Annotated in this window: 4 protein-coding genes; 1 reads left to right on the forward strand and 3 read right to left on the reverse strand. The window is 70.5% G+C overall.

Translation table 11 applies throughout. The features are described from left to right. Positions 1-5 precede the first annotated feature (5 nt). Together LXT23_RS10740 and LXT23_RS10745 are read right to left on the reverse strand one after the other, a co-directional pair. On the reverse strand, positions 6-10052 hold the full coding sequence (locus LXT23_RS10740; RefSeq protein WP_253980023.1) for an SDR family NAD(P)-dependent oxidoreductase: 10047 nt from the start codon (positions 10050-10052) through the stop codon (positions 6-8). Between the two features lie 129 nt (positions 10053-10181). Further along, a complete protein-coding gene (locus LXT23_RS10745; protein ID WP_253980024.1) occupies positions 10182-11507 on the reverse strand; it encodes a cytochrome P450 in 1326 nt (441 codons plus the stop codon). A gap of 304 nt (positions 11508-11811) precedes the next feature. Here LXT23_RS10745 and LXT23_RS10750 point away from each other — a divergent pair, with 304 nt between their 5' ends. Beyond that, positions 11812-12564, forward strand: coding sequence for a thioesterase II family protein (locus LXT23_RS10750; protein WP_253980025.1), 753 nt, complete (start codon positions 11812-11814; stop codon positions 12562-12564). Positions 12565-12584: 20 nt separating this feature from the next. Here LXT23_RS10750 and LXT23_RS10755 read toward each other — a convergent pair whose 3' ends face one another. Then, a complete protein-coding gene (locus tag LXT23_RS10755; protein ID WP_253980026.1) occupies positions 12585-13886 on the reverse strand; it encodes a flavin-containing monooxygenase in 1302 nt (433 codons plus the stop codon). Positions 13887-14177: the final 291 nt, after the last annotated feature.

A 14177-nucleotide genomic window follows, 5' to 3' on the forward strand; every position in this document is an offset into this window, starting at 1 on the left:
TCCTGTCAGTCGACATTCCGCGCCTGGCGACCGAGCTCGAGGGCCCTGTCCGGGGTGATTTCTCCGCGACTCAGGCGGAGCAGCAGCTCGTGCTTCGAGATGCGCTCGCCGTCCGTCCGTCCCAGCCACCACGAGCGTCGACGGAAGCGCGTCGGGGGAAGGGGCGCGCGGGTCTGGGGCTGCCCGTCGCGCACGAACTGCTCCAGCACCACATGGCAGTTCGTTCCGCCGAAGCCGAAGGAGCTGATGCCGGCCCGCCGCAGTCCGTTGCGCGGAGCCCAGGGCACCGTCGTGGTGTTCGGACGGAATGGTGACTCCTCGAACCGGAAGCGGGGATGCGGACGCTCGCAGTTCAGCGTCGCCGGAAGGACTCCGCGTTCGACAGCGAGCGCCGTCTTGAGGAAGGCCGTCACTCCGGCAGCATGCAGGGAGTGGCCGACATTCGACTTGACGCTGCCCAGCGCACACCAGCGCTCCGTGCCGCGTCCAAAGGCCTTGGTCGCGGCGCGAATCTCGATGGGGTCACCCAGCAGCGTCCCCGTCCCGTGGGCCTCCAGGTACGAGATGTCCGTGGGAGAGAGCCTGCTCGCTTCGAGTGCGGAGAGGATGAGCTCCGTCTGACGCTCCTGGTTCGGAGTGGTCAGCCCCATGGTCCTTCCGTCGTTGTTCACGGCGGAGCCCGCGACGAGCGCGAGAATCGGGTCGCCGTCGCGCAGCGCCGCCTCGTAGGACTTGAGGAGGACGAGCCCCGCACCTTCGCCGAGGACGAACCCGCTCGCGCGCTCGTCGAACACGTAGGTGTTGGGACTGTCGGTGAGCACGCCTGCGCGCGCGAAGCCTGTGAAGTAGAACGGGTCGAGGATGATCTCCACCCCGCCCGCGAGCGCCATCTCCACCTCGCCGGTGAGGATGCCGCGGCAGGCCTGGTGGATGGCGACGAGCGAGGACGAGCACGCAGTGTCGACCGTCTGGGAGCCCCCGGTGAAGCCGTAGTGGTCCGAGATGCGTGCGGCGAGCATGTTCGGGATGGTGCTCACCACCATCCGGCCCGCGGCCTCGTCGGGAACGCTGGCGCGATGGCGCTTGAGGTACGCGCTCTCCCCGCCGCCGATGTAGACCGAGACTCTGCGCCCCAGCAGCTCCTCGGCGCGGTAGCCCGCGGCGTCGAACAGCTCGCGGCTCAGCTCCAGGAGGAACCGCTGCTGCGGGTCCATGAGGAGCGCGTCCGTGTCCGACACGCCGAATGCCGCGGCATCGAAGAGGTCGATGCCGTCGAGGAACGCACCGAAGCGGATGTGGCGCAGGTCACCCGGGAGGCCGCCCGCCGTGCGGAAGTCCTGGAGGCGCTCCGCCGGAACCTCCCCCGTGAGCCGGCGTGCGGCGGTGAGGTTGCGCCAGAACTCCTCCAGGTTGGCGGAGTGTGGCTGCCGGCCCGCCATCGCGACCACCGCGACGCGGGTGGGACGCGCCTGGGGTATCGCGACTGATGCCGGGATGGGGCGGGGCGCCGCGGTCTCGCTACGAGGAGCCGGGGCGGGCGCGGCCTTCGCGCTCTCGATGCGAGGCGCAGGGGGAGGCGCGGCCGCCGCGGTCTCGATGCGTGGGGCCTCCGCCTTCGCCACGCCTTCGTCGATGAGATAGGTGGCGAAGTCGCGGATCGCCGGGTGCTCGACGATGGCGTTGGGTTCGACCGCGCGGCCGAAGAGGGCCTCCACGCGGCTGAGGACCGTCATCATCATCACCGACTCGACCCCGTAGTTGCTCACCGGCACTTCGGGGTCCAGCTCGGCCACTGCGACCTTCAGCAGCTCGGCGTAGACGGACAGGAGCTGCGCCTCCACGCGCGTGCGCAGGGCCGCCGTTGGTGCCGTCGCCGAAGCCGCCAGGGCCGCCGCGAGGGGCGGTGTCGGCTCCACCGGGCCTGGCGCTGGACGGGGCGCCGGGCGAGCCCCCTCCTGGGGCCGCCGCAGCACGAGATCTCGCATGGTCACCAGCACCCGCCCGGTGTCGTCCGCGAGCGTCACGTCGAGCCGCTGGGAGTCGTTCCGGCGCACCCATGCCCAGCAGGCGCCGGGCGGAGCTGCATGCAGCTCCACCGCTCCCAGCGCGAAGGGCAGGGGAGGCTGACGTGCGTCGTCACCGTCATCCACGAGCACCAGCGCCGTCTGCAGCGCACCGTCGAGCAGCGAGGGATGGAACTGGAGCGCCTGTGAGGCCGCCACGGCAGGGAGCTCGAGACGCGCCAGCGCCTCGGACCCGGCCCGGTACACCTCGACGACGGACTGGAACGCGGGGCCATATTCGAAGCCATGCGCCCGGAACCGCGCATAGAGCGCCTCGCGGTCGAGCCGCTCCGTGGCGCGACTCCTCAGTGCCTCGACGTCGACGGGCGGCGCGGTCCCACCAGCCCGGGCGTCTCGGAGGATGCGCCCTCGCACGAACACGGTGTCTCCGGCCCCATCCGCCTCGACGAGCGAGAACTCCAGCTCGCGCTCCTCTGGCCGGAGGCGGACCTGGAACCGGCACCCGGTGTCACCGGCAACGAGCGGGCGCACCCAGACGAGGTCCCGCAGGGATGTCGCCTGCTCTCCAGACAGCTCCACGGCCGCCCGCGCCGCCTCGATGGAGGCCACAGCCGGGAGGAGCTTCCGTCCTCCGACGACATGGTCCGCGAGGAACGGCTCCTCCCCGGTGAGGACCGTCAGGAAGCGCTGCGCGCCCAGCGTGGAGGTGTTCGTGTGGACCAGCGGGTGCAGCACCGCCGGCGCCACCGAGGGACCAGCCCCCTCCGCCCTGGGAATCCAGCAGCGGCGGCGCTCGAAGGGATAGGTCGGTAGCGCGACCCGGTGCCACGCGCGGTCCGCGTAGAGCGCGCCCAGGTCCACGGCGGCGCCGCGCACCCAGAGCGCCGCGAGCTTCGCGAGGTCGCGACTCGCGACGAGCGCATCGATGGAGGCCCGCTCCGCCGAGGCCCGCTCCTTCGTGCTTCCCCTGGCAACGCCGTCCGCGTGCGTGGGAGTGGAGAGGAACGCTTCCAGCCTGCGGACCAGCTCCGTGCGCGAGCCGGCGACGATGGCGAGCCGCTCGGCCAGCTCGGTGCGGCCGATGGCGAGGGTCGCGGCGATGTCGCGCAGGGCGTAGCGCGCCGTGTGCTCGCCGGTGAGCCCGGCGTGGAGCCGGCGGGCCAGCTCCTGGAGCTGGGGCTCACTGGCGGCGGAGAGGGTGAACAGCTCCGGCCTCGCGTCGTCGGCGGTGACGCTGTCCCAGTCGGCGGACCACTGGAGGATGGCGTGCGCGTTGGACCCGCCCGCCCCGAAGGAGCTGAGCCCCGCGTAGCGGGAGCCGTCGCGCAGCGGGAAGTCGAGCACCTCCTCCGCGACGAAGAACGGTCCCGCCGCGAAGTCGATGTTGGCGTTCTTGATGTGGCTGTGGAGGTTCGGAGGAATCCTGCCGCGCTGGAGGCAGAGGACCGCCTTGATGAGCCCCGCGATGCCCGCCGCGGCCTCCAGGTGGCCGATGACGGACTTCGCCGAGCCAATCGCGCACGAGGCCTTCCGCGCCGCGCCGCCTGCCTGCTCGAAGGCCTGGGTCAGCCCCTGGATCTCGATGGGGTCTCCCAGTGAGGTCCCCGTCCCATGGCACTCGATGTACCCGAGCTCCGAGGGCGCCACTCCGGAGCGGGAGAAGGCCGTCTCGACGAGGCGGCCCTGCTGCCGGGGATTGGGCACGGTGAAGCCGGAGGCCCGCCCACCGTGGTTCACCGACGTCCCCCGAATCACCGCGTGGATGGTGTCGCCGTCGGCGAGTGCCTGCTCCAGCGGCTTGAGCAGCACGGCACCCACGCCCTCGCCCGGCACGTACCCGGTTCCCCCCTCGCCGAAGCTGCGGCACCGCCCGTCCGTGGAGAGGAAGCGGAGCTGGCCGAGGTAGACGTACTTCTCCGGATGGAGTGACAGGTTCACGCCTCCGGCGATGGCCATGGAGCACTCCCCGTCGAGGATGCTCTGGCAGGCGAGGTGCACCGCCGTGAGCGACGACGAGCACGCGGTGTCGATGGCGATGCTGGGGCCCGTGAGGTCGAGGAAGTACGAGACGCGGTTGGCGATCTGCCAGTAGAGCGAGCCAGGCCCGGCATAACGTCCCCGGAAGGAGCCCTGCTCGGCGGTGATGAGCGTGTACTCGTTCCACATGGCGCCGACGAACAGCCCGACGTCCTTCTCACGCAGGAGCTTCCGGTTGCCGTAGCCGGCATGCTCCAGGGTCTCCCAGGTGCACTCGAGGAAGAGCCGCTGCTGGGGGTCCAGCTGCTCCGCCTCGCGGACGGAGATGTTGAAGAAGAGCGGGTCGAACTTGTCGACGTCGTCCATGAACCCGCCCCAGCGTCCGTACGTCGTGTCCGGGTGGGTGGGGTCGGGATGGAAGTAGCGCCGGTAGTCCCACCGGTCGGCGGGAATCTCGGTGATGCAGTCGACGCCAGCGAGCAGGTTGCGCCAGTAGGTCTCCACGTCGGGCGCCTTCGGAAAGCGGCCCCCCATCCCGATGACCGCGATGGCGCGCTCCGGGAGCGGCCCCGCAGTCCGGGTCGGAGTCCTTGCTTTCGCGCGGGGCTCGGAGGCAGGCCCCTGCACCGGGGGCCCAGGCGGGGGCGGCACGGGCATGCTCGCCCGCCGTGGACGCGACGCCAGGAAGACGGCGAGCTCACGGAGGTTGGGCCGCTCGAAGAGCAACGTCGGCGAGAGGCCGTCGTACTCGCGGTCCAGCTCCTTCATGAGCTCCTTCACCATCACCGACTCGACGCCGAGGGCGAAGAACGACTCCTCGGGATCGACCGCCGACGCGTCGGCGCCAATCCGCGCCGCGATGAGGCCGGTCAGCCAGGCCTCGAGCGCTGCCGCGTCGTCCGGCTTCGGGGCCGGGAGGGGAGCGTGAGGCGGGGACGCGGGCGCCACGTCCACGAGTCGCTCGCCGAATGGATGCCCCGGGCCCGGGCCGAGGACGATGACCCGCTCCTCGGGACCCGTCAGCGCCGAGTCGAGTGCGGCGAAGGCGGGCCCGTCTTCGAGGAGGGTGATGCCCCTCGCGGCAAGCTGCTCGATGGCCTGGACGTCCCGCCCCATCCCGCCTTCGGCCCAGAGGGTCCAGTTCACCGCCAGGCTGCGGCCCGGTCGGCCTCGCGCCCGGCGGTAATCCATGAAGGCGTCCAGGAACGCGTTCGCCGCCGCGTAGTCGACCTGGCCGACGTTGCCGAGCTCGGAGACGACGGAGGAGTAGACGATGAAGAAGTCGAGCGGCTCCGACGCGGTGAGGTCGTCCAGGAGCCAGGCGCCGACGACCTTCGGGCGGAGCACGCGGTCGAAGGACTCCACGTCCTTGCTGAAGATGAGCCGGTCCGCGAGCACGCCGCCCGAGTGGATGACGCCGTGGAGGGGGCCGAAGGCCTGCTTCACCTGGGCGAGGGTTGCGGCGAGGTCCTCGGGACGGGTGACGTCCGTCGGGAAGTAGCGGACCCGGGCTCCCGTGCCGCCGCCCTCCAGCTCACGCAGGACCTGTTCGAGCTCGGCCGACATGGGCGAGCGGCCTACGAGCGCGATGCGTGCGTTCCGCGTCCGTGCCGCGAGGTGCGCGGCGGTCTTCCGGCCGATTCCACCGGCGCCGCCGACGACGAGGTACACCCCGCCGTCCCGATACGGCACACCGTCCTGGTTCCCTCTCGCGCGAGTCACGCGGGGAACGAAGCGGCGGCCCTCACGGTAGGCCACGACGTGCTCGGCAGTGGCGCTCGACTGGCATTCCGAGCGGAGGAGGCCCGGCAGCGTGGCCGCGTCCAGGCCGCGACGCCCGAGGTCGATGACGACCGGACGGAGCTTCTTGTACTCGAGCGCAACCGTCCGGACCGCACCCGCCAGTCCGGCCGCCGCGTAGCCGCGCGCCGTGTCGCCGGGATTCACACAGAAGGCGTCATGGACGACGAGCGCGATGCGCACCGCCTTGAAGCGCGAGGCTCCAGCCGCCTTCGCGAGGAGGAAGAGCGCCCGCGCTCCATGCGTCTGCTGGCGCCACAGCGCCTCAGCGGAAGAGGCCGGCTCGTCATTCGCCGCCAGGAGGAAGTAGACGCTCAGCGGTCCTTCCGTCGTCCCCAGCTCCTCGGTGGCTCGGCGGAGGAGCCGCGTCCAGTCCTCCAGCTCCAGGGGATTGAAGTGGGCCTCGCCGGGCCGGCCTTCCGGTGACGCCCGGGCCACGAGGACCGGCCCTTCGGCCGCCAGCGCGAGCGAGAGTGCCTCCCCGTTGGTGTGGGGCGGCAGGATCAGGAGCGACGGGCCTCGCGTCGCGGAGACCGGCGCGACCTCCGCGGCAACCCAGCGCGGCGCATACAGACTCGTGCCCTCGAGGTGGGCGGGTGGGGCGTCAGCGCCGGCACCTTGCCGGGCCGGGGTCTTGACGGGGAAGGGCGATGCGCCTGGCGCAACCTCGGAGTGGTCAGGGCTCTCGAGGTGCCCACCGAGGAAGCCGGCGGCGACGCGCCGGAAGACCGCCCCTTCGAGCTCGAGCAGTGGCGTACCACTCGGGGACCGCGCAACCACGTGAGCCTGGAGGTCGCCGTTCCGCCCACTCGGGGATACCTGGGTGACCTCCACCGTGAGCTGCCCGGCGAGCGGCCCCAGCAGGCGGAGCTGCCGGATGAAGAACGGGATGAGGAGGCTGCCGTCCTGGAGCCGGCCGTCGATCAGGGCCTGCATGACGACGCACTGGAGGACGCCATCGAGCAGGGCCGCATCGAGGTCCCCCGCGCCGGGCGCCCCTTCGAGGTGCGCGACGAGGCGCCCCTCCTCGTGCTCGAGGCCGCGCAGGACCTGGAGGCTGTCACCGTAGCCGTAGCCCAGGCGGGCGAGGCGCGTGTAGAGCTCCGCGGGCTCGGCGGGCGACATGGGCACGGCGGCACGTCGAGAGGCGGGAGCGCCGCCCGAGGCGTCCACGCTGAACGCTCCGGTGCAGAGCGCCGTGGCTCCGGCGCGGACGATGAACCGCCCGGACGCCTCGGTGTCGACCGCGTAGGCCAGCGCGTCCTCGACGAGGGCCGGCGTGTGGAGGGAGACCTCGCGCAGGCAGTTCGCGGCTGGCTGGTGCTGGCGCGCGGCGAGCAGCGCGGCGCGCATGAGGACGGCACCTGGTGCAAGCAGCCGCCCGGTGATGACGTGGTCGCGGATGATGGGCTCGCTGGCGCGCCAGACGCCCTCGCGCGCCCCGGACGGGACTTCGAGGCTGGGCTCCGCCCGCTCGGCATTCGTGGCGCTCATGGGGGTGGCCTTCGCCGCTTCGACGCGGGGCGGCGGAAAGTGCGTCCCGTCGAACGCGTACCCAGGAAGGCGGAACCGCCGGTGGGACCGCACCTCCGCGTAGCGCCCCCATGTGAGCTCCAGCCCTCCACGCCACAGCGTGAGCAGCGCCTCGAGCTTCGCGCCCTCCGCCGCTTCATCGAGTGCGACGACGAGGGACGAGGCGCGAAGGGATTCGGGAGGAAGACCGAGGCAGAGCACCGGGCCCTGCTCCTCATGGAGGACACTGCCATTCCCTGGCGACGCAGCGAGGAGCGCGGACAGGGAGAGCGTTCCCTCCGGCCCGGGCAGCGGCGCGCCAGGCCCTCTCGCGGCCGAGCACGGCCCGGTCCACCTCCCCCGGTTCAGCCGCTGCGCGAGCGCCGAGGCGATGGTCCCGAAGGAGCGCGCATCCGGTTCGCACAGCAGTCGGACGAGCTCGTCCGGGAGCAGGAGCTCCTCCACGGCGAGCCTGGCGAGCTCGGCAAGGCGCGCGTCACCGGGCAGCGGCGGGTCGCCGAGCGACCACTTGCGCTCCAGCCGCAGCCGGCTCACCGCGAGCACGAGTGCCGCGAGGCGCTCATCCGCGGCAGAAGGCCCGGCGAGCAGCGACTCCAGGGAGCGGCCCACCGTGGCGAGCGGCTGCCGCCACTCCTCCAGGTGACGGGAGAAGGTGTGCTGTGTCCCGAACAGGAGCCGTGCATCCGCAGCGGCCTTGCGGACGCCCTCGCGGTCCACCTGGAAGCCGGAGACCAGGTCCTGCAGGAGCGCGGCGTCCGCGTCCCAGGGCTCCACCACCGCACCTGTCTCGGGGTGCAGGTAGGGAAGCCGTGGGCGGCGCAACGAGACCCCGGCGCCTTCCGGCAGCAGCGCACGCAGGGCCTCGTCGAAGGAAAGGGCGCCCGAGCTGACGAGGGTGGCCGCGGCAGCTCCGGCGACCTTGCGAAGCGAGAGGCCTGCCTGGGTCAGGCTCTCGGCGAGGGCACAACGCACGCACAACGCGAGCGCGGGGCGAAGCTCCTCCGGGAGGAAGCCCCCCGCCGCCAGGAGCTCCTTCGCGGAGCCGTGGCCTCTCCGATGGAGGAGGGGCGCGGCGAGCCGCTCGAAGGCCGCCGCGAACAGCGGATCACTGCGATGGAGCGCCCGTGCCGCGGCGATTCCGCCGTCCGGCAGCCCACCGAAGAACAGGGTCGGATTCGCCACCGCTCCGGGTGTCACCGGGTCGTCTTCACGGGTGAGCGCCGCTTCCAGCTCCGCCGGGGTTCGTACCACCGCGCCGAAGCGCCGCTTGAAGGACCTCCCGGACTCCTGGAGCGTGAGGCAGGCGTCGCGGAGCGCGGCCCCGTCGAAGTCGGGCGAGCGCACCCGCGCCAGCCACTTCGCCTTGAGCGCGCGGAGGCTCGGCTCCGTTCGCGCGGAGAGGACGAACGCGAGCGGCGCCTCGGGCGGCCTCGCCAGGCCCGGGGCTGGGCTCCCGGGTCGATACTCCTCGACCACGACGTGGCTGTTCACCCCTCCGAAGCCGAACGAGCTGACCCCCGCGCGCAGGGGCGCTCCGGAAGGCCGGGTCCACGGGTGACCCTGTCTGGCCGGGACGAAGGGGGAGCGCTCGAAGTCGATGAGCGGGTTGAGGGTCGTCAGGTTCAACGTCGGGGGCACCTGCTCGTGCCGCATCATCAGCAGGGTCTTGATGAGCCCCGCGATGCCCGCCGCGGCCTCCAGGTGGCCGATGTTCGTCTTGACCGAGCCGATGGCGCAGAAGCCGCGCGCCTCGGTGCTCGTGCGAAACGCCTTTGTGAGCGCCGCTACTTCCACCGGGTCCCCCAGCGAGGTCCCCGTGCCGTGGGCCTCCACGTAGGAGAGCGTCGCCGGGTCCACGCCCCCGTCGCGGCAGGCCGCGAGGATGACGTCCCGCTGCGCTCCCACCCGTGGCGCCGTGAGTGACGCCGCGCGGCCCACGTGGTTCACCGCAGAGCCCCGGATGACGCCATGGATGGCACTGCCCGCCCGCTCGGCGTCCTCGAGACGCTGGAGCAGGATGACGCCGACCCCCTCACCGGGCACGTAGCCGTCCGCGTCCTTGTCGAACGTGCGGCACTGCCCCGTCGGGCTCAGCATCCGCGACTTCCCGAACGAGACGTACTTCCACGGGCTGAAGTCCAGGCTGACGCCGGCCACGAGGCAGTAGTCGGCCTCGCCGAGCAGCAGCGCTCTCCGGGCCTGGTGGAGCGCCACGAGCGAGGACGAGCAGGCCGTGTCGAGCGTCAGGCTCTCGCCGCTCACTCCCAGGTGGTACGAGACGCGGTTGGCCAGCATGCACGCGTACGTGCCCGCGCAGGCGTAGCTCTCCGTGTCCACCCCAGGCGCATAGGCGGTCTGGTAGTGGTCCATCGCCATGGCGCCCACGTAGACGGAGGTGCGGGCCCGCACGAGCGTCTCCACGGAGATGCCCGCGTCCTCCAGGCAGTGCCAGGTCTCCTCCAGGAGCAGGCGCTGCTGCGGGTCCATGCTGCGCGCCTCGCGCGGCGAGACGTTGAAGAACGCATGGTCGAAGCGGTCGAAGTCGCGGACGAACGCCCCCCAGCGGCTCGTGGAGCGGTTGGGGGCACCGATGTCCGGCGAGTACCACCGGCCGACATCCCACCGGTCCGCTGGAATCTCCGTGACGGAGTTGATGCCCGCGGCGAGGTTGCGCCAGAACCCGGCCACATCGTCCGCGCCGGGGAAGCGGCAGGCCATGCCGATTACCGCGGGGTCGCGGCCACGACGCGCACCCCCTGTCTGCGCCGATCCGAACGGACTCATATGGGAACTGGCTCCTCGCTGCTCGATGCTTCGATCACGTTGCGTGGCCGCGGGACGTCGCCATCACCCGTCCGCGGCCACGGCGCTCCGGCGCGGGGAGATGTGGAAGACGATTCCGTCGCGAGGCCGCAGGTTCACCGAGGGCAGCGGAACCACCGGATGCGTGGGCTCCAGCCGGAGCCGGAAGCGCTGGACGACCATGGTGAGGCACATGACCATCTCCACCATGGAGAGGTCCTTGCCCAGGCAGATGCGCGGCCCTCCGGAGAAGGGGAACAGGGAGAACCGGTGGCGTCCGGCGGAGCGCTCCTCGGAGAAGCGCTCGGGCTCGAAGCGCTCGGGCTCCTCCCAGAAGTCGCGGTGCCGGTGGATCTCGTACATGAACATCGTCACCCGGGCCCCGGCCTGGATGTGGAAGCCGCCAATCTCGTCGTCTTCGATGGGCGTGCGCTCCACCACCCAGGCGGGCGGGTAGAGGCGCATCGTCTCCTCGATGACCATCTGGCAGTAGCGCAGGCGCGGCAGGTCCGCGAACGTCGGCGGCCGGTCACCCACCACCTGGGCAATCTCCGCGACGAGCCGCTCCTCCTTGTCCGGGTTGAGCGAGAGCAGGTAGCAGGCCCAGGAGAGGATGTTGGCCGGCGACTCGTGCCCGGCGACGAGCAGCGTCTTGATCTCGTCGCGCAGGTGCTCGTCACTCATCGCATTGCCGGCCTCGTCGCGCGCCCGCACGAGGGTGGTGAGCAGGTCACCCCGGTCCTCGCCCTGGCGCCGCTCCTCGATGAGGCGGCGGACGATCTCATTCAGCACGTCCACATGGCGGGCGACGCGCTGGCGGGCCGGGGTGGGGAAGTCGCGCGGCAGCTTGAGGGGCGCATTCACGCGCTTCATGATGAAGTCGAACGCGACACGCATCGCGTCGCTCACCTGCGGCGCTTCCTCGCTGAGGTCGATGCTGAAGAGGATCTTCCCGGTGAGGCTCAGCAGCAGGCGCATGAACTCGCGATAGACGTCGAGCGGCTGGCCTGCCCGGGCCGAGGCCTCCCACCGCTCCAGCATGGCGCTGGAGCTCTCCGAGACCTTCGAGAAGTACCGCTCCAGGTGGGCGCGTGAGAAGGCCGGGTGGATGAGCTTGCGCTGGCTCCGCCAGTACTCCATGTCGTTCGTCGTCAGCTGGCCGTCGCCGAGCAGGACGCTGAACTCGTGGTAGATGGAGCTCTTGCGGTAGTTGGTGTGATTGTCCTGCAGGACGTGTTTCGCGTAGTCCGGGTGATTGAGCAGATACACGAGCATCGGCCCGATCTTCACCCGCACCAGGTCTCCATGCGTGCGCGAGATACGACTCATCGTCCCGAGCGCGTCTCGCGTCAGGTCAGGAGTCAGCTTCAACGCCGCGAGCAGCCCCGGCCCTGGCGGCTGTTTCGCCTCACTCTTCGCTGTATTTTTCTGACGCATGAGCCGAAGCCGGTCACCTGGGTGGGGATTGCCGTGTCGTGTTTGTGAGCCTTCGTGGGTTGAAGCCCGCGATGATTGCTCTGTACCTGAGGGGACTGACATGGCCCGGCTGTGCGACGGAAATTGCCGCGGTGGCTGAGTCTCGATGACCCCGCGTTGACGTCTGTTCGGGTTGTCGAAATACTCGCGGTGTCTCGCCGCATGCGTAGACGTGTCACGCTGTGTGGCGCACCACATCATGAACGCTCAATGGCTCTACCGCCGGCCGTCGCCGGCTGCCCGGCTGCGGCTGTTCTGTCTGCCCTATGCGGGGGGCGGTTCGTCCATCTACAGCCGCTGGCAAGGTGACTTCCCGGAGGACATCGAGGTGTGTGCGGTAGAGCTGCCAGGCAGGCGGGCGCGGCTGCGCGAGCCACCCATCCGTCGCGCGGCGGCACTGGTGGAAGCAATCGCGGAAGGCGTGGCACCCTTCCTGGACCTCCCCTTCGTATTCTTCGGCCACAGCATGGGCGCGCTCCTCGCGTTCGAGCTCGCTCGGCACCTGCGCCGCGTGGGGCGCCAGGGGCCTTGCGCGCTGTTCGTCAGCGCCGCGGCCGCGCCGCACCTGCCCCGGAGCCGCAAGCTGCTGTGGCGCCTGGGAGACGCCGAGTTCCTCTCCGAGATTCGCGGCTATGGCGGCACGCCCGAGGAGGTCTTCTCCGAGCCGGACCTGCGGGCCCTCTTCCTCCCCGTCCTCCGGGCGGACTTCGAGGTCTTCGACACGTACGAGTTCGAGGACGACGGCCCGCTTGCCTGCCCGCTCCACGTCTACGGCGGGCGGGACGACGAGCGCGCGACGCCCGGGCAGCTTCGTGCCTGGGGCGAGCTGGCGTCCCACCTGGAGTCCGTCGAGCTCTTCCCCGGCGGGCACTTCTACCTGCACGAGCAGCGCCCGGCGCTGACCGCCGCAGTGGCGCGCGAGCTCGCGGCGTTCGTCCCTGGCAGGCGCTGAGCCGGGCCGGGGAGGGCACCTCAGCCCAGCTTCCGGAGGTGACCCTTCACGTGATTCACATACTCCTGCTTCTCGACCACTAGAGGGTAGTCGGCGGGGTTGTAGAAGCGGATGCCGGCCCGGAAGTCGGACTGGGGGCCCCGGCTCCGCCGGAGGTCGTCCAGCCGCCGGGCCCTGTCCGGCGCCTGCTGGCGTGCCCGGAGGTAGGCCGCGATGAGCCGGCCCTGGTACTCGTAGACGTCCCAGTGTGAGCCCACCGGTCGCACCATTCCCACGACGAAGAGGTTGTCGGCCTCGGGCGGGAAGATGTGCATGAACAGGGACGGGCGGTTGTCGCCCTCGGCCCAGTTCAGGTGCTTGCGGTCGATGTAGGGATAGGACGGCAGATACCCCGTGGCGAGGAACACGACGTCGATCTGCTCGTCCGTCCCGTCGTCGAAGTAGACGCGGTCGCCCTCCAGGCGGCGCACGTTGCCCTTATGGACGATGTCCCCGTGGGTGTAGTGGTGATGCAGCTGGTCCCCCAGCACCGGGATGACCAGGTCCTGCTTCATCACCGGCACCGGCATGCCCAGGCCCCTGGAGCGCCGCCAGAGGAAGCGGAAGAAGAGGTAGTAGGAGAGGCGGCGCAGGAAGCTCGGCGCCTTCGCCTGCAGCATGGTGTCGGTGGGGCGGCCCATCAGGTACTTGGGCATGCAGAAGAACCCGCGCCGGGTGCTGTGGAACGTCCGCGCCGCGTTCATCGCCGACTCACAGAGGATGTCCGCCGCGGACTGGCCGGCGCCCACCACCAGCACGCGCTTGTTCATCAGCTGGGCAGGGCTCTTGTAGCTCTTCGAGTGCAGCACCTCGATGGAGTGCTGGCCCGGGAACTCCGGGATGCGGGGCGTGCGGTCGTGGCCGCTGGCCAGCACCACGCCCGCGTACTCGCGCTCAGGCCCGCCCTCCACCCGCACGCGCCACCGCGGGCCCGCCGGCTCCACCTGCAGCACGGAGGTGTTGAAGCGCATGTGCGGCAGGATGCCGGCGCTGTGCGCATAGTCTCTCAGGTAGTCCAGCACGAGGCTGTGATTGGGATAGTCCGGGTAGGACGCCGGCATGGGGAAATCCGGATACGCCTGCACGGACTTCGAGGCGATGACGTGGGTGTTGCGGCTCACCGGTGAGTCGGCGCGCGAGGCATCCCAGATGCCCCCTATTCCAGAGGCGGACTCCAATACCTCGAAGGTAAGGCCCGCCGTCTTGAATGCCTTTGCGACGGCCAGTCCGGCCGCGCCGGCACCGATGATGCAGAATGTCTCGGCCGGTTGATTTGCAATCATGGCGATGGTAGCTGTTGAGGTGATTGTGTCGTGGAAGTTTCCGCGGAGCGCAGCCGCGAATGATCGCGAATTGAGCCCGGACATCCATTGAACAGGCGGGGAAGTCTTGCATGAAAAGTATCTGGGTGCAATCCATTGTCGCCATACTTCTCGTGCTGGGTATCGGGCTCTCCATTGCCAACTCATTGGATACGTTCCGTGAGTACAGCGTTCCCGACGTGGCGCTGGGGGTCTTGAATCACACGTCAGTCCTGTCTGTTATCCTGTGTGTCGCGCTGACCGCGTCGATCA

Source organism: Pyxidicoccus xibeiensis (assembly GCF_024198175.1).
GTDB classification, from domain to species: Bacteria; Myxococcota; Myxococcia; order Myxococcales; family Myxococcaceae; genus Myxococcus; species Myxococcus xibeiensis.